Here is a 16,468-nt window from a genome sequence, read left to right on the forward strand (position 1 = left end):
CAAAAAACTCCTTTTTAGTTACGCATTCTATCTTTGTAGGCTTGTCCAATTCGATCAGCGACGATTAGAGCGTTTGCGACATCTTCGACAACAATTGGGAACGGCATTGAATGAATGGATTCTTCAGGAATGCAAGCGATTTTTGCTACTTCAAGTGCTTCTTCATAAGTAATGTGATCCACACCTAGATCAGCTAGCGTCAATGGCAATCCAACAGAAGCCATGAAGTCCATGACGTCATTCATTTCTTCCGTTTTTGCATCTTCCAGAACTAACTGAGTTAAGGTGGCAAAAGCAACTTTTTCACCATGAAGGTAACTATGTGCACCAGGTAAAACAGTCATTCCGTTATGAATGGCATGAGCTGCAGCTAAACCACCACTTTCAAATCCTAAACCAGATAACAAAATATTTGTTTCGACAATTTTACTCAATGATTCAGTCACTAAATTCGCATCACAAGCAATTTTTGCATTCAAGCCGTCTTCTTGTAAATGTTCCCAACATAATTTTGCCATCGCTAAGGCAGCATAAGTGCCACTAGCCGGAGGAGTTAATCCTTCTCTTGAACCCATTGGCAAACTTGCGTTAACGCGGGAATAAGAATCATGCGTTGCACGTGCTTCAAAATAAGTTGATAATGCGTCACCCATACCAGCAACCAAGAAACGAGTAGGTGCTTTTGCCACCACTTTTGTATCCACTAAGACAACGCTTGGACTTTGTTTAAAGTAAGCATAGTCGTCAAATGAACCGTCTTCATGGTACAAAACAGCCGAGTGAGAGGTTGGCGCATCTTGTGCTGCAATTGTTGGAACAATAATTAGTTTTTCACCCTCAGCTACAACTTTTGAAGCATCAATCGCTTTTCCGCCACCTAAACCAATAATGCAATCAGTGTGTTGTTCTTTAGCTACTTGTTGCAATCGTTTTGTTTCTGCTCGAGTGACTTCACCACTGAAACCGCCTTCAATAAATGATACGCCAAATTTCTCTGCGGTAGCATCTAGTTGTGGTCGAATACGATCCACATCAGCCGGGTTTGCAATCAGTAATGCAGAAGACCCAAAAGTCGATACGAAGTAACCTAAGTTCAGTAATTCATCTTCACCTTGTACATATTTGGTTGGTAAAATTAGTGCTTTTCTCATCAGTAGTTCCTCCTTGTTATCGTTTACTATTATAGCATAAAGCGTTATCATCAAAGAATCATTGAACTTTGATACCGCTTTCTTTCGAGAATGTGTTGAAGTATTTTGTGAAATAGGATTATTTTGTCATTTTTAGAAAATCGTCCTATACTACTAACTAGAGGTGAGAAAATGAGCACAACTTTATTTGATATCGAACAAGTTTTAGATTTAGATAAATGGGAAAAAGTTCAAGAAAGTCTAGCCCTCGCTACACATTTGGCCATTATTTTAGTAGATTATCGGGGTAGACCAATTACGAAACACAGCCAAGTTCAACCTTTTTGCCAGTTAGTACGTAATCACCCTGAATTGGCTGTTTATTGTGAAAAATGTGATTCAAGAGGAGGCCTGGAAGCTGTTCGAACAGGAGAGCCGTTTATTTACCGTTGTCATTTTAATATTGTTGATATGGCAATCCCAATTATGGTTGATAATCAATATGTTGGTGCAATCATGGCTGGAGAAGTTCTGCTAATAGATGGACAAGAAAAGTTAGAACAAGTTTTACAAGTAGAAGACCAAGAAAGATTGGAAGCATTTAAAGAAGAACATCACGAATTATTTGAACAATATCCCCAGTTTACCTTGGCTGATTTGCAGAGAACAGCTGTAATGTTAGAAAGTTTAAGCGAATACATCGTAACGGAAGCAATCAAAAAAGATTATTTAATCAAAGCGTATAAGCAGACACTCCGCATTTCAAAAAAAGCAGAAGTACCGGATCAATCAGTTGATTTAAAAACAGTGCAAGCAGACATTCGTCAATCTTTATTGGAAAACCAATTAGGGACAGAAAAAGATAGGTATCTAGCCAAAAATAAAATGCTGCAACCTGCAATTGATCTGATTTTTGCTAATAAAGGAAGTCATGTCGATCTAAATATGTTAGCCGATGTAACGAATTTGAGTCCAAGCTACTTAAGCCGACAGTTGAAAGAAGAGTTTGGAGAACCTTTCAGTCAAATTTATGCGAAATTAAAAATCTATTGGGCGGAACAATTATTGAGGACAACAGATTTAACAATCAGCGAAATTAGTGATCAATTAGGTTATGTTGAGGCCAGTTACTTTGTACGTTCATTCAAAAAAATCAAGGGAATCACACCATTGAATTACCGTAAGCGACACAAACATTTTCCGATGGATTGAAGCAAGTCGCGAATCAAGCACAAGAAAAAAGCAGTTGACATTCTTTTTTTTGAACGTTATGCTTTTTTTGTTAATTGAATATGTTTCTTCGGGGCAGGGTGTAATTCCCGACCGACGGTGACAAGTCTAACTTGAAGTCCGTGACCCGCAATAGTTTGCGGTTGATCTAGTGAAAATCTAGAACCGACAGTTAAAGTCTGGATGGGAGAAGAAAAACTTATCGAAAAAATGACGGGAAAAGTGTCCCTTTTTTTGTCGTGCTTCTTTGAGTTTATTTTGACTATGAGCCTCGTGTAATTACACGGGGCTTTTTTGTTTGGAAAGGAGGAATTCATTTGCATGAACGATTTATGAAAAAAGCGATTCTAGCAGCGGAAAAAGGGCGTGGGAAAACATTTACGAACCCTTTAGTCGGTGCAGTCATTGTGAAAGGCAATCAAGTCCTAGCAGTCGGCGCACATTTAGCATATGGCGATGCGCATGCGGAAAAAGTAGCAATTGATTATTTATGCGATACTCCCGAAAAACTACTCAATTCAACAATTTATGTCACTCTAGAACCTTGTGACCATCACGGAAAACAACCACCTTGTACAGAGGCAATTATTGCTGCTGGAATCAGGCAAGTAGTAGTCGGACAAGTAGACCCTAATCCTATAGTGTCTGGTCAGGGAATAAAAAAACTACGAGATCATGGGATTCATGTTTTAGTTGGTGTGTTAGAAGAAGAGGTTCGAAATTTAAACAGACATTACAATTATTTTTTTGAAAAGAAGCGGCCATTTGTTGCGCTAAAACAAGCAATATCATTAGATGGAAAGTTAGCATTATTGAACCAACGAACCAGATTAACAAGTGAATATGTGGTGCAAAAAGTTCGCGAAGAAAGGGCGAATTACCAAGCAATTTTGGTAGGAAGTCAAACTATTTTGACTGACAATCCCAAGTTAACAAGTACGATAAACGATTTTCCGTTTTATCGAGTAATCTTAGATCGACGAGGAAGGGTGTTCGAACACGAAAATCTTGCTGTTTTTCAAGATGAAACAGCGCCAGTTTTGATTTTTACAGAACAGTCTGAAATTTGTCGGACATTACCGAAACATGTTGAGGTAATTTATCTGCCGAAAGTTTTGATTTCCGAGGTATTAACAAAATTAGGAGAACGACTGATCCAATCTGTGTATGTTGAAGGTGGTGCAAAAATCCATGATGCTTTTTTGGCAAGTGCGTGTTGGGAAGAGCTGATTACTTATGTTGCACCTAAAATTTTAGGTGGTGATAGTGTTGCGAGTATGTCCTCTGGTCGACATGTTGAAAAAGTAACAGAATTGAACAATGTCACAGTCCAAGCGTTAGACAACACAATAAAAATCGTGGGGAGCAGAGTATAAAATGTTTACTGGATTGATTCAAGAGCAGGGAAAAGTGACTAAGATTACACGACATGGACACACAATCGAACTTACTTGCGAAGCGTCTGAACAATTGTTAGAAAATTATCGAATTGGAGACAGTATGGCTATCAATGGGACATGTCTAACGGCTATTGCAATCAACAATCAACGATTCTGTGTGGAAATGATGCCAGAAACGTATCAGCGAACGACTTTTTCGCAAATGAAAGTCGGAGATCCGGTCAATTTGGAACGCGCATTGCCTTATAACGGACGACTAGAAGGACACTTGGTAACCGGGCACGTAGATGGTACGACTCGTTTGCTACAAAAAAGAATGCAAGAAAATGCCTTTGTTTTTGTTTTCGGATTACCGGGTACTTTTAAAGGTGAAATTATCCCGCAAGGATCGATTGCAATCAATGGTGTTAGTTTAACTGTTACAGCAGTGACCGAGCAGACCTTTTCGGTTAGCTTGATTCCACACTCAAAAGAACAAACGAATTTAGGAAAACTGGTTCAAGGACAGTTGGTCAATATTGAAACTGACTTACTAGGCAAGTATGTAAAAGCACAAGGAATTCTTAAGTGGTGAAAGAAGGACAAGAGAGATGAACCATAAAAAAATTGAAGAAGCTTTACTAGAATTACGAAAAGGAAACTTAATTATCGTAGCAGATGATGAAAGTCGGGAGGCAGAAGGAGATTTAGTTGGGATTGCAAACTTAGTATCACCAGAAACAATTAATTTTATGACTAAATTTGCTCGAGGACTCATTTGTGCGCCAATCTCTCTTCAACGTGCCAAGCAGCTACAGTTAACGGAGATGGTCCAAAAAAATACCGATCCATTTGGTACGGCATTTACGATCAGTGTTGATTATGAAACAACGGTAACTGGTATTTCTGCTTACGATCGAGCAAAGACGATCAAAGCTTTAGGGCAAACAACAACGAAAGCTACGATGTTCCATCAACCAGGCCACATTTTTCCGTTGATAGGCAAGGAAGGCGGCGTCTTGAAGCGAAGAGGACACACGGAAGCTGCACTTGATTTAGCAAAATTAACCAATCAATCAGAAGCTGCCTATATATGTGAGATTTTAAATGAAGATGGAACAATGGCACGTTTGGAGCAACTAAAAGTTTTGGCGCATAGCTGGCAGATGCCACTTATTACTGTCGAAGAGTTGAAACAATATTTGGAAGAGCAACGACCAACTGTTCAACTACCTACAGCATACGGTGACTTTGAATTAACTTTGTTTGAGGACAACGCTGGTGAAGAACATTTATTGCTAACAAAAGGTGATGTGCGAAAGAGTGAAGAACCTTTACTCGTGCGTATTCATTCTGAATGTTTGACTGGCGATGTATTTGGTTCCCACCGTTGTGACTGTGGCGGCCAGCTTCATGAAGCTATGAGGATGATTTCGGAAAGAGGAACAGGCGCTATTCTTTATTTACGTCAAGAAGGCAGAGGCATTGGTTTAAAAAATAAATTATTGGCTTATCAACTACAAGAAACAGGTATTGATACTTATGATGCGAATCTTGCTTTAGGATTTGAGCCAGATGAGCGAACGTACCAATTTGCGGTAGAAATGTTAAAGAAAACGGGTATTCAGAGAATCGAATTATTGACGAATAATCCAGAAAAAGTGACACAGTTGATGGAACAAGGAATTGAGGTCGTTAAACGCGTGCCGCTTGAGATCCCGCCAGAAAAAGAAAACTATACGTATCTACAAACGAAAAAAACAAGATTTCATCACTTACTATCAATTTGAGAATGGAGAAAACAATGCATACTTTTGAAGGAAACTTTCATGGACAAACGAAAAAAATTGGGATTGTTATTGGACGATTTAACGAATTTATTACATCAAAACTACTAAGCGGGGCAATTGACAGCTTGGTTCGTCACGGCGTAGAAGAAGAAAATATTGATGTTTATTGGGTTCCAGGAGCCTTTGAAATTCCCTTTATGACCAAAAAAATCGTTGCAACGAATCAATATGATGGTGTGTTGACTCTTGGGGCGGTGATTCGTGGAGCAACGACTCATTACGAATTGGTTAGTAATGAAGTAGCAAAAGGTGTGGCACAAGTTGGTTTAGCATCAGAAATTCCAGTTATGTTTGGTGTTCTGACGACAGAAACAATTGAACAAGCAATTGAACGTTCAGGCACAAAAGCTGGAAATAATGGGGCAAACGTGGCACAAGGATTACTCGAGATGATTTCCTTAACGCAACAAATTAAGAACAACTGATTGCGGCTGTCTTAATTTGTTCGTTTACTTCATTAAAGAATAAAAAGAGCAAGGGTTGAACTTTTTACTGACTAGAAACAGTAGGAGGTTCAACCCTTGCTCTTGTATAAGTGATGCGTATTTGTAATAACAGAATTTTTCTTATTTTCGATAGAAAAATAAGGAAAATTGTATAACATTTGTAATAAAAACGAAAAACGGTTACATTTATCATTGACTTTTGAAGAAGTTACCGTTATGATGTTCACATAAAAGGCGTGTTACTGGTCCGACCAGGCATCAACCAGCATGTAATAGACTGTGGGAGCAGTGTATTAATGTTGGCTTTTTTATTGTCTTAGATTGGAGGTGGCGAGTTGGAGATCATCAAGAGTATCAACAACAATTTTGCATTAGCGATGAAAGATGGCAAAGAAGTTATTGTTGCAGAAGTGGGAATTGGCTTTGGAAAATTTCCTAAAACGATTGCAGAAGATGAAGTCGAAAAAGTATATCAATTAAATGATTCCAATTTAAATGGGATTAACTTGGCTCAGTTTCCGCTAGAAGTCATGAACTACTCTCATCAAATTGTCAAAAAAGCTGAGCAAGAACTCCAGTTACCAACGACAGATCTTTTGTTTTTAAATGTTGCGGATCACACGAACTACATGTTGCAACGTTTAGACCAAGGAATTTCTTTAAGTGCACCGTTTCGAATTGAAATCGAAAAGTTTTTCCCGAAAGAATTTGAGCTGGGAAATTGGGCGGTGAACTATTTGGCGGAAGAGACAGGTAAACAAATTCCTAGACAAGAAGCACACGCCTACGCCTTACATTTTATCAATAGTCAAGCAAGTCTTGGTGAGCGTGAAAAAGTAGATCCTTACATTAAAATTATCAGTGATGTGAACAATATTATTACGTATCATTTTCATAAAGAGTTCCCAGAAGATTCATTCTACTATTTACGTTTTGTGACGCATCTTAAATATTTTATTGCTAGGAAACTTAACCATGAGACAACTGAGTATCGAAAAAATGAATTGTATCAAACACTGCGTGCACAATATGTGCAAGAAGCGCAGTGCGTAAAGAAAATCGAGCATTATTTGCAGGAGTCTTACGGTTGGACGTTGGACGAAGAAGATTTGCTTTATCTGCTAATCCACATCAAAAAAATAAGTGAAATTTGAGTGTAACTGGTTCGACCAGGCATAACCAAAAAAACGACTCTCTTTTGATTGAAGAGGGCTAGTTTTTTTGGTTTTTTGTTTTTTACGAACAATTTTTAAGGAGGAAAAAGAAATGGACGATCGACAAAGAGCACAAGCAATTTTAGAAGCAGTGGGAGGAAAAGAAAATGTTTCATCACTAACACACTGCGCGACACGCCTACGTTTTTATTTAAACAATGGACAAAAAGTTGAAAAAGAAGAAATCAAAGAAGTACCTGGTGTGATTCAATATGTCGAGTCTGGTGGACAACATCAAGTAGTAATTGGAAGTGACGTGGTGGATGTCTTTGATGAATTAGTGAAACTATTACCAGAAGATGCGGAGAAACAAGTAAATGAGCCAAAAGAGAAACAAACATGGTACGATGAATTATTTGCGACAATTTCAGCTATCTTCACCCCATATATTGGTGTGTTGGCAGCAGCGGGGATTTTAAAAGGATTTTTGATTCCACTTTCCATGTACAATATTTTGCCGGCAGATAGTGGACTATATCAATTGTTAAGTATCTTAGCATCTGGTGTCTTCACATTATTACCCTTGTTTATCGCAGTAACAGCAGCCAATCGATTTAAGACAAATCAATTTATAGCGTTGGCAATCGCAGCGGCAATGATCTATCCATTAACAGATGCTAGTATTTTAGATAGTGCGTCATTGCTGGGATTAACGATTAGTTTCAAAACTTATGGTGGTGCTGTTGTTCCAACGATTTTAGCAATTTGGGCACAAAGCTATATCGAACGTGGTGTCAAAAAAGTTTTGCCTAAAGTCACTCACACAGTATTTGTTCCTTTCTTTACAATCATCATTACCGGAATTGCAGTCTTTGCTTTGATCGGTCCTTTAGGAAATGGAATCGCCAATTTGATTGGTACAGCATACTTTAGCGTGTATGCGTTTAGTCCGATTTTAGCGGGTGCATTATTAGGTGGCTTGTTCCAATTATTAGTGATGGTTGGTTTACATTGGGGAATTTTACCAATTGCGTTAATCAATATTCAAAACACTGGTGCAGATACGATTTTACCAATTGGTTCTAACGGTGTATTTGGTCAATTTGGTGCTGTAGTTGGCGCGTGGCTATTTTTAAGAAAAGGAAAAGATAAAGAAATTGCTGCCTCTGCTTCATTATCAGGCTTTTTTGGGATCACAGAGCCTGCCATTTATGGGATTAACTTGAAGTATAAAATGCCATTTATTATTGGTTCGATTTCTGCAGCACTTGGCGGCGCAATCAGTGGCTTTTTTGAAACCAAAGCTTATTCTTTTACCCCAGTAGCCAATATTTTTACATTCTCAATGTTTGTAGGACCTGGAAATAATTTTAGTGCACAATTATTAGCGAATGGTGTGTCATTCTTCGTGGCGCTAGTAGCTACTGCTTTGTGGATGCGTAAGCAAATGAAAACAGTCTCAATTAGTGAAGAAGAACAGAAAATAATTTCTGCAGAACCAGTTGCATCTACTAACTTAAGTGAAGCTAACTTAGTAGTAGCACCTTTAAATGGAGAGTACTTGCCGATTTCAGAAATCAATGATCCAGTATTTTCTTCAAAAAGCATGGGCGAAGGTTTTGCAATCAAACCAAGTGAGGGTACGGTATATGCACCTGTTAGCGGTGTTGTAGAGCTAGTGGCTCAAACAAAACATGCGATTGGGTTCACTGCTGATGATGGTAAGCAATTATTAATCCATATTGGTCTCAATACAGTAGAATTAAATGGAAAAGGTTTTTCTTGGCAGGTTAAACAAGGTGATCGAGTAACTGCAGGACAAGTCATTGGACAAGTGGATTTCAGTCAATTAGCTGATTACGATACGACAACAGCAGTCGTTTTAACAAACACACTTGATTATCCAGAAGTCAAGATTTCATTAACAGATAAAAATCATCTGATTCAAACGAAGTAAGTGAAAAGGAAGGCTGAATGATGAGAAAATTTATTTTAAATGCAGATGACTTAGGAATGTCAGAGGCTATTAATTTAGGAATTGCCAAAAGTGTGGAAGAAGGAATCGTTAGGAGTACTTCGTTAATGGTGAATATGCCTGAAGCTAAAGCTGGAGTTACGTTGATCCAAGCAATTGATCCAACGGTTGAAATCAATCTGCATATCAACTTTACTTTAGGAAAACCAGTGACAGATGCGAAAAAAATTCCTAGTTTAGTGGATGAAAAGGGGCTATTCCTCTCTTCAAGTCATTACAAAAATGGTGGAACGTTGACGTTTAACTATCATGAAATCAAACAAGAAATGGAAGCACAAATCTTACATTTTAAGGAATTACTTGGTGAATTCCCAGTGCATATGGAAACACATTCTGTTGGCGATCAAGCAGTTGGACAAGCTTTATTTGAATTGGCTGAAAAATATGGCATCCATGCCAATTTATTTTATGGATACCAACCACCAAAAAAATTGCCCTATCAACTGGCAGAAATTCCTGATTTTGATAAATTGATGACGGTCCTCAATCGTGGAACGAAGCTTAGTGACTTTGCAGACGATGCGTTTGGTTACCAAGCATTACCAGAAGAAACAGTGATTGAATTACATCTTCACCCTGGTTTCTTAGATCAATACGTTTTAGACCACAGCACATTAACCTTGCCACGTTGTCAAGATTTAGAAACATTGACTTCCTCTGAGTTAAAAAAATGGTTTGAAACAACAGAGTATCAAGTTGTTGATTTTGCCAGTTTAAAATAGAAAAAGAGAAGCTGGACAAAGCGTAGTTACGCGCTTTGTTCAGCTTCTCTTTTGATCTTTTGGACTAATGCTTTTAGAGCATCTAAACGAGTTGGTGTTAAAGAAGAGATCCGAATACATGTCTTACCCAAATTGCTTTTGCCAAAGATCTGAGCATATTGTTCAACCAATGGCGGTTCATTTTCATCAATGGGTACATAAATATTCACTGTTTTTGCGTATTGCTTGACTGCAATTAGTGGTGAAGCGGGTTCTTCTGGCGAATGTTGGATAAATAGCCAGCCAATGCCTGTGAACTTTCCAACAGTGAAGCTTTTGCCTGCTTGATTGGTTTCTTGTTCAATGAGTTGTTTGATCTGAGTATATGATTTTTCACTATTCACTAGATTCACCTCTTAGTTATTTCCTATTTTCTATCCACTTATTGTATCATGTTTATAAGGGAAAAGACTCATCGGAAGAACCAGATGAGCAAAGGAGCTTGTTATGAAAAAAAACTGGTTGGACAAGAAAAAGATTATTTTTTATTTAGTCTTTATTTTACTAGCAATTTCTACTATATATGCCATTATCATGATGATTCAAACGCCATCTGGAACATCGACAACTGAGTACGAACATGTCAAAAGTGATTATGTGTTGATGATTTTGCAATGTGTGGCAGGAATGATTATTATTTTTTTACCAAGGCAAGTAGAACAGAAATTTGATATTGAGATTCCTGATACGATGGAAATTCTTTTCTTTCTTTTTTTGTTTTGTGCAATTTATTTGGGTGAGGTACGCAATTTCTACTATAAAATACCATTTTGGGATATGATCTTACATGGATTTAGCGCGGCAATGCTGGGTTCGCTAGGATTTATTATTGTCGCTTATTTAAATCGAAGTAAACGAGTAGCGCTTCAATTAAGTCCATTTTTTATTAGCTTGTTTGCCTTTTGCTTTGCAACAACAGTCGGGTTGCTTTGGGAAGTCTACGAATTTTTAGCGGATCATTTATTAGGGACTAACATGCAAAAATTTATGACAGGCGAAGGCGAGATTTTAAGTGGGCATGAGGCACTGATTGATACGATGAAAGATTGCATCGTAAATATGCTTGGTGCTCTGGTCATAGTTAGCTGGGGATATATTCATTTAAAACATCAAGAAAAGCGATTAAGTAATCTTTCTCGAGTACATCAAAAAGTTGAGGAAAACAATTCAGAAAGACACAAGAAGGAAGAATAAAAAATGACTGATATATTTTTAGGTATTGACATCGGAACCACTGCAATCAAATTTGGTGCAATCGCTCAAGGAGAAACCATTTTTTATCATCGTGTACCATTGGAAACTTACAGCGAATCTGGGGGTGTCCGTTATCAAAAAGCTTCTGAAATTTTAGCGATTATCCAAAATGAATTGCGAGAAATACCTCGCTCATTAAAACAGCGAATCACAAAAATCAGTTTTAGCGTGGCGATGCACAGTTGTATGCCTGTGGTTGCTGGTGAATTTGAACAAGTCTTTATTTGGTCTGACACTCAAAGCAAAGAAGCGATAGCGGTCTTCAAGCAGGCGAATGAAGCCGAACGTTTTTATCAAAAAACAGGTACACCGATTCATGAAATGACACCTTTTGCCAAAATTCTCTATTTTAAGAAAAGAAAAATGTATCCTGAAAATACGAAATGGTTGGGTCTGAAGGAATTGCTCATGGGCTTTTTCACTGGTGTTTCAACAATTGATTTGTCTACGGCGTCTGCTACAGGTTTATTGAATTTAGCCAAACGTCAATGGGATAAAGAAATCTTAGATTACCTTGGTATCGGCACGGATCAATTAGGCCAGTTAGTAGAACCAACTACTTCATATTTAATCAAAAGAGAACTGGCTGACGAGCTACACTTTTTACCTGGCGTACAAGTTTTTGCAGGGGCAAGTGATGGTTGTTTAGCGGCTTATGGTGGTTATCTGGCAAACGGATTGTCAGCAAGTTTGACCATTGGTACGAGTGCTGCTGTTCGAGAAATAACTAGTACACCAGTTTTGGATTGGCAGCGTCAAAACTTTTGCTACTATCTAGCTGAAAATATTTATGTGATTGGTGCGCCATCAAATAACGGTGGGAAAGTACTTGAGTGGGCAAGCCAAGTCTTTGCAGATGACCCCGTACAATTCTATGAAAAGATTCCGGACTATTTAGCACAATCGCCAATCGGTGCCAAGGGATTACGTTTCTTCCCCTATATCAACGGTGAGCGAGCTCCACTTTGGAAAGCCAATCAAACAGCGGAATTTAAAGGTTTAACGATTCATCACCGCCGAGCTGAGATGGTTCGAGCAGTGATTGAAGGGGTACTGTTCAACGTTAAGCGACTCCATGAAATGGTGAATGAACCAAGTAACTTAGCAGTCAGTGGTGGTTTTTTTGAGTCAGCTGTTTTGTGCCAATTAACAGCAGATATCTTAGGAGCAGATTGTTGGTTGGCTGGTGAAAATGAACCGATTTATGGTTTGTATGGGTTAATTACTCAGGTAGCTTCAAAACAGTCGCCAATTCGTCTGCAGAAATGGTCGGCTAATCAAGAAAGCCATGCGGAGTTTCAACCAGTATTTCAGACTTACTTTGACTAACGTGTAGCTCAACGACGAAAATTGCGTGAGCTATATGCTGTTTCAAAGATGAGTCGTGTTTTGATTGTCTATTTCAGTCGGATTGACTTATTTTATGAATGACGACTGCCATTTTTGAGAAAAGTAGAACTGAAATTTTTTCAGTTTGAACAGATATGAGCGAGGGGAATTGTATGACTTTTTATAGCATCACCTATTTGGAAGCACAAACGAACTTAAATGATTATGTAAAATATTTTTTTATTTTTGGTTCATTGATTCTATTGGTCGTAGTTTTTAGTTTGTATTTACGACATCGAATTCAAACGAAGTATCGAGATCTTAGCATTATCTTTTTCTTATTCTTATTGTTTGTTTCTGGCGTTCAGTATTCGGATTATCAAGTGAACCAAAGTAGACACTCCCAATCTTCTCAAATGGTTAACCTAGTGGAACAAATTTCAAAAGAAAAAAACTTAGCGAAAGAAGAGATCTTGGTCAATTCCACACAACTGGCAGACGGAATCATTGTGAAAATCGCAGATGATTTTTATAAAGTCAACTTAAGCGGTGACCAGACATCTTATACGCTAGAACGAGCATATGTTACTAATCCAGAGATTAAAATCATCAATGAGTAAGGAGAAAAAATATGCAGTTTTATACACCAATTATTATTAAATTTGCGTTAGGTATCATTTGTTTGATTATTCAAATTAATTTGATGGGAAAAGGAAACTTGGCTCCTTCTTCAGCATTGGATCAGGTTCAAAATTATGTATTGGGTGGAATTATTGGCGGTGTTATCTATAATGACTCAATTACTGTATTGCAATTTGTACTGGTGCTGATTATCTGGACGTTACTAGTATTAGTTCTCAAATTTGCTAAAGAACACAACCGCTATGTGAAACGAGTGGTGGATGGTCGACCGATTACCTTGATTCAAAATGGTGTCGTTGATGTGAATGAATGTTTGAAAAATGGAATCTCAGCCAATGAATTGATGTTTAAGCTTCGAGCAAATGGCATTTACGAAGTAGAAAATGTAAAACGTGCTGTCTTGGAACAAAACGGCCAATTGACACTGATTGAATTTGGGGATGAAAACATCCGCTATCCAATTATCGTTGATGGTCAATCTAATGAAGATGTGTTGGAATTGATCAACAAAGATGAGGCTTGGTTAGAAGAGCAAATTCAACAAAATGGGTACCAGAAAATCAATGAAATCTATCTTGGAGAGTACTTGTCTGGAAAGTTAAATCTCTATGGCTATAAGAAATGAGTAGTGTACAATCAATTTAGTAATCAAAAATAATTAAAGTGTGAAGCAGTTGATCGAAAGAAAACTGTTTCACGCTCTTTTTTTGCACAGAAATCACGTATGAAACCGAAAACACTGCACACTAATAATAACTTGTGTATTTTTATTTATTAGTGTGCGCACGAACGGTTTGTGGCTGTAACCCTTGATAGAGTAGTGCTGTAAAGCGCTTTTATTTTTGGCACGGTACTTGCATTATATAAAAGTGTAAGTAAGAGAAAAGGATGTGTTCTAAATGGAAAAGAAAACAATTATGCTTGTCTGCTCAGCAGGAATGAGTACTAGTCTATTAGTAACGAAAATGCAAAAAGTGGCTGAAGAAAAAGGTGTAGAAGCAGATATCTTTGCTGTATCAGCATCTGATGCTGATCGTCATCTAGAAGATAAAAATGTAGACGTTTTACTTTTAGGCCCACAAGTTCGTTTTATGAAAAATCAATTTGAAGAAAAACTTGCACCAAAAGGAATTCCTTTAGACGTAATCAATATGCAAGACTACGGCATGATGAACGGTGCAAAAGTTTTAGAACAAGCGGAAAACTTAATTAATCAATAAAAACTTGAATAGAAAATAGAGGGGATGAAGAACAATGGAAGATCAAAAAAATCTTGAGGCAATCATGGGCTTGATCATGTTTGGCGGAAACGCAAAAAGCGATGCAATGGAAGCGATTGCTGCTGCAAAAAGTGGCGACTTTGAATTAGCAGATGCAAAAATCAAAGATGCAGAAGAATCTTTAGTGCAAGCACATCATTCACAAACAGAAATGCTTACACAAGAAGCACAAGGCAATCATGTGGACGTTACATTATTGACTGTTCATAGTCAAGATCACTTGATGACATCAATTGCATTTACTGATTTAGCAAAAGAAATTATTGATTTATACCGTCGAATCGACGCGTAAAGGGGTAAAAGAAAGAGGTAGGAAAGATGGATAGATTTGTTGCATTTATGGAGAAACATTTTATACCTGTAGCATCAAAAATTGGTGCTCAACGACATTTGGTTGCCATTCGTGATTCATTTATGGTAAGTATGCCGTTAATGATTCTAGGAGCGTTAGCAGTTATGATCAATAACTTGCCAATCCCTGGATTCCAAGAGTTGATGAATTCAATTTTTGGTGGAGAAGCATGGAAAGGTTTCGGTGGCGCAGCTTGGAACGGAACATTCGCAATCCTTTCAGTACTGATTGCTTTCTTGTTAGCTTATCATTTAGCGAATGGGTATAAAAAAGACGGTGTGTCTGCCGGTGTTATTTCATTAGGATCATTCTTCGCTTTAGGCGGAGCATTGGGCATGAGCTCAACTGGTTTATTTATTGCAATTATTGTTGGGATCGTCTCAACAGAAATTTTTGTTCGATTAAGTGGAAATGAAAAATTAATTATTAAAATGCCTGACGGTGTTCCGCCAGCAGTTGCAAAAGCATTTGCTTCATTATTACCTGCAATGATTACTATTTCATTCTTTGCACTAATTGCTGCAATCTTTGCTGCATTTGGCGTAGCTGATATTGTAGGTGCATTTTACACATTAGTTCAAGAACCATTTATGGGACTTGCAAACTCATATCCATCAGCATTATTATTAGCATTCATTACACCATTCTTATGGTTCTTCGGGTTACATGGGGCAAACATGGTTGACCCATTGATGCAAACAATCAATGCACCTGCAATCGAAGCAAATGTGAAAGCAATTGCTGCAGGACATGATGCACCTTTTATTGTTAATAAACCATTCTTTGATAGTTTCGTTAACTTAGGTGGTACAGGTGCTACATTAGGTTTGTTATTAGCTATTTACTTGGTTGGTCGTAAAAACAAACCTTATATGGTCGTAACAAACTTATCAATTGCACCAGGTATCTTTAATATCAATGAACCAACAATGTTTGGTTTACCAATCGTATTGAATCCGATTATGTTTATTCCGTTTATCTTGACTCCAATGATTTTAGTTAGTGTTGCTTACTTCGCCACACTAACAGGAATCGTTCCGGCAGCAACAGTTATGCCTCCATGGGTAACGCCACCAGTTATCGGTGGGATTTTGGCAACTAAGAGTATGGCAGGCGGAGTGTTAGCTGCGGTTAACTTGCTTCTTTCAGTCTTGATTTACTTGCCATTCGTAAAAGTTGCAACAGTACAAGAACAACGTAAAGTAGCGCAATAAAAAGAAAATTAGCTGTTCGGTTAAGAATGGACAAGCTTGAAAGCAGTGAGGTTGTGACGTTAGTCGCAACCTCTTTTTTGTGTCCGCTAATAGCTTGAAATAGTTCATAAAAAACAAATTAGTGTGTAATTAGCCACGTATTGTGAAAATAATACGTGTTATAAAAAAGTTTTCGAAATTTTCTATCATTTTAATTTCATAAAAGGATAATTATTTATCGTTAGTATAAAGCCTTGATACATAGCTATTAACAAACAAAAAATTAAAAAACAATGAATTTTCATTTGTTTTAGATTAGAGAATAAAGTATAATCTAATTGTAAATATTAGATTACGGTTAGATTGATTGTTAGATAATGAACTTTTGATAAGTGGAAGGAAGGGTGATTGATAGTGAAAGTTGTTTCTAAGT

Annotated in this window: 17 protein-coding genes and 1 riboswitch; of the genes, 15 read left to right on the forward strand and 2 right to left on the reverse strand. The window is 37.6% G+C overall.

Annotation, left to right across the window (positions count from 1 at the left end; all coding sequences use genetic code 11):
* Positions 1-14 precede the first annotated feature (14 nt).
* Positions 15-1,151, reverse strand: a complete 1,137-nt coding sequence (locus AB3I20_RS09735; protein ID WP_067483196.1) for a glycerol dehydrogenase — start codon at positions 1,149-1,151, stop codon at positions 15-17.
* Positions 1,152-1,322: 171 nt separating this feature from the next.
* Between AB3I20_RS09735 and AB3I20_RS09740 the strand changes: the two genes are divergently transcribed.
* From AB3I20_RS09740 to AB3I20_RS09775, 8 genes are all read left to right on the forward strand, one after another.
* Complete coding sequence (locus AB3I20_RS09740; protein ID WP_067483194.1) at positions 1,323-2,342, forward strand: PocR ligand-binding domain-containing protein; 1,020 nt, start codon at positions 1,323-1,325, stop codon at positions 2,340-2,342.
* An 80-nt stretch (positions 2,343-2,422) separates the two neighbouring features.
* Positions 2,423-2,559, forward strand: a riboswitch (FMN riboswitch).
* 118 nt (positions 2,560-2,677) lie between these two features.
* The gene (ribD, locus tag AB3I20_RS09745) at positions 2,678-3,736 is read left to right on the forward strand and encodes a bifunctional diaminohydroxyphosphoribosylaminopyrimidine deaminase/5-amino-6-(5-phosphoribosylamino)uracil reductase RibD (protein WP_368027240.1); all 1,059 of its coding nucleotides are present in this window, start codon (positions 2,678-2,680) and stop codon (positions 3,734-3,736) included.
* 1 nt (position 3,737) lies between these two features.
* The gene (locus AB3I20_RS09750; RefSeq protein ID WP_368027241.1) at positions 3,738-4,334 is read left to right on the forward strand and encodes a riboflavin synthase; all 597 of its coding nucleotides are present in this window, start codon (positions 3,738-3,740) and stop codon (positions 4,332-4,334) included.
* A gap of 16 nt (positions 4,335-4,350) precedes the next feature.
* A complete protein-coding gene (ribA, locus tag AB3I20_RS09755; RefSeq protein WP_271027286.1) occupies positions 4,351-5,529 on the forward strand; it encodes a GTP cyclohydrolase II in 1,179 nt (392 codons plus the stop codon).
* Between the two features lie 14 nt (positions 5,530-5,543).
* Positions 5,544-6,014 (forward strand): 6,7-dimethyl-8-ribityllumazine synthase, encoded by a 471-nt coding sequence (ribE, locus tag AB3I20_RS09760; protein ID WP_368027242.1) that lies wholly within the window; start codon positions 5,544-5,546, stop codon positions 6,012-6,014.
* Between the two features lie 356 nt (positions 6,015-6,370).
* Positions 6,371-7,189, forward strand: coding sequence for a PRD domain-containing protein (locus AB3I20_RS09765; RefSeq protein WP_071868582.1), 819 nt, complete (start codon positions 6,371-6,373; stop codon positions 7,187-7,189).
* Between the two features lie 112 nt (positions 7,190-7,301).
* Positions 7,302-9,146 carry a beta-glucoside-specific PTS transporter subunit IIABC gene (locus AB3I20_RS09770; RefSeq protein WP_067483183.1) on the forward strand — a complete coding sequence of 615 codons (1,845 nt, stop codon included), beginning with the start codon at positions 7,302-7,304 and terminating at the stop codon, positions 9,144-9,146.
* 20 nt (positions 9,147-9,166) lie between these two features.
* Positions 9,167-9,946 (forward strand): ChbG/HpnK family deacetylase, encoded by a 780-nt coding sequence (locus AB3I20_RS09775; protein WP_067483181.1) that lies wholly within the window; start codon positions 9,167-9,169, stop codon positions 9,944-9,946.
* Between the two features lie 26 nt (positions 9,947-9,972).
* Here the strand turns inward: AB3I20_RS09775 and AB3I20_RS09780 are convergent, their stop codons facing one another.
* Complete coding sequence (locus AB3I20_RS09780; RefSeq protein WP_067483179.1) at positions 9,973-10,329, reverse strand: hypothetical protein; 357 nt, start codon at positions 10,327-10,329, stop codon at positions 9,973-9,975.
* Between the two features lie 103 nt (positions 10,330-10,432).
* On the opposite strand from AB3I20_RS09780, the gene AB3I20_RS09785 reads away from it, so the two are divergent.
* From AB3I20_RS09785 to AB3I20_RS09815, 7 genes are all read left to right on the forward strand, one after another.
* Positions 10,433-11,179 carry a hypothetical protein gene (locus AB3I20_RS09785; protein WP_067483177.1) on the forward strand — a complete coding sequence of 249 codons (747 nt, stop codon included), beginning with the start codon at positions 10,433-10,435 and terminating at the stop codon, positions 11,177-11,179.
* Positions 11,180-11,182: 3 nt separating this feature from the next.
* Positions 11,183-12,568, forward strand: coding sequence for a gluconokinase (locus AB3I20_RS09790; protein WP_244897461.1), 1,386 nt, complete (start codon positions 11,183-11,185; stop codon positions 12,566-12,568).
* 173 nt (positions 12,569-12,741) lie between these two features.
* On the forward strand, positions 12,742-13,188 hold the full coding sequence (locus tag AB3I20_RS09795; RefSeq protein WP_075491863.1) for a DUF3290 domain-containing protein: 447 nt from the start codon (positions 12,742-12,744) through the stop codon (positions 13,186-13,188).
* 11 nt (positions 13,189-13,199) lie between these two features.
* Positions 13,200-13,835 carry a DUF421 domain-containing protein gene (locus tag AB3I20_RS09800; protein ID WP_368027244.1) on the forward strand — a complete coding sequence of 212 codons (636 nt, stop codon included), beginning with the start codon at positions 13,200-13,202 and terminating at the stop codon, positions 13,833-13,835.
* Positions 13,836-14,109: 274 nt separating this feature from the next.
* Positions 14,110-14,430 (forward strand): PTS sugar transporter subunit IIB, encoded by a 321-nt coding sequence (locus tag AB3I20_RS09805; RefSeq protein ID WP_067483171.1) that lies wholly within the window; start codon positions 14,110-14,112, stop codon positions 14,428-14,430.
* A 34-nt stretch (positions 14,431-14,464) separates the two neighbouring features.
* A complete protein-coding gene (locus tag AB3I20_RS09810; protein WP_067483169.1) occupies positions 14,465-14,782 on the forward strand; it encodes a PTS lactose/cellobiose transporter subunit IIA in 318 nt (105 codons plus the stop codon).
* Between the two features lie 26 nt (positions 14,783-14,808).
* A complete protein-coding gene (locus AB3I20_RS09815) occupies positions 14,809-16,056 on the forward strand; it encodes a PTS sugar transporter subunit IIC (protein WP_067483167.1) in 1,248 nt (415 codons plus the stop codon).
* The last annotated feature ends 412 nt before the right edge of the window (positions 16,057-16,468 follow it).

It is taken from the genome of Enterococcus sp. C50, from assembly GCF_040887505.1.
GTDB lineage: Bacteria > Bacillota > Bacilli > Lactobacillales > Enterococcaceae > Enterococcus_B > Enterococcus_B thailandicus.

Coding starts and splice junctions, on each gene's coding strand:
- AB3I20_RS09770 (WP_067483183.1), top strand. CDS start 7,302: ATGGACGATCGACAAAGAGCACAAGCAATTTTAGAAGCAGTGGGAGGA.
- AB3I20_RS09810 (WP_067483169.1), top strand. CDS start 14,465: ATGGAAGATCAAAAAAATCTTGAGGCAATCATGGGCTTGATCATGTTT.
- AB3I20_RS09750 (WP_368027241.1), top strand. CDS start 3,738: ATGTTTACTGGATTGATTCAAGAGCAGGGAAAAGTGACTAAGATTACA.
- AB3I20_RS09735 (WP_067483196.1), bottom strand. CDS start 1,151: ATGAGAAAAGCACTAATTTTACCAACCAAATATGTACAAGGTGAAGAT.
- AB3I20_RS09740 (WP_067483194.1), top strand. CDS start 1,323: ATGAGCACAACTTTATTTGATATCGAACAAGTTTTAGATTTAGATAAA.
- ribE (WP_368027242.1), top strand. CDS start 5,544: ATGCATACTTTTGAAGGAAACTTTCATGGACAAACGAAAAAAATTGGG.
- AB3I20_RS09795 (WP_075491863.1), top strand. CDS start 12,742: ATGACTTTTTATAGCATCACCTATTTGGAAGCACAAACGAACTTAAAT.
- AB3I20_RS09790 (WP_244897461.1), top strand. CDS start 11,183: ATGACTGATATATTTTTAGGTATTGACATCGGAACCACTGCAATCAAA.
- AB3I20_RS09800 (WP_368027244.1), top strand. CDS start 13,200: ATGCAGTTTTATACACCAATTATTATTAAATTTGCGTTAGGTATCATT.
- AB3I20_RS09785 (WP_067483177.1), top strand. CDS start 10,433: ATGAAAAAAAACTGGTTGGACAAGAAAAAGATTATTTTTTATTTAGTC.
- ribA (WP_271027286.1), top strand. CDS start 4,351: ATGAACCATAAAAAAATTGAAGAAGCTTTACTAGAATTACGAAAAGGA.
- AB3I20_RS09775 (WP_067483181.1), top strand. CDS start 9,167: ATGAGAAAATTTATTTTAAATGCAGATGACTTAGGAATGTCAGAGGCT.
- AB3I20_RS09815 (WP_067483167.1), top strand. CDS start 14,809: ATGGATAGATTTGTTGCATTTATGGAGAAACATTTTATACCTGTAGCA.
- AB3I20_RS09805 (WP_067483171.1), top strand. CDS start 14,110: ATGGAAAAGAAAACAATTATGCTTGTCTGCTCAGCAGGAATGAGTACT.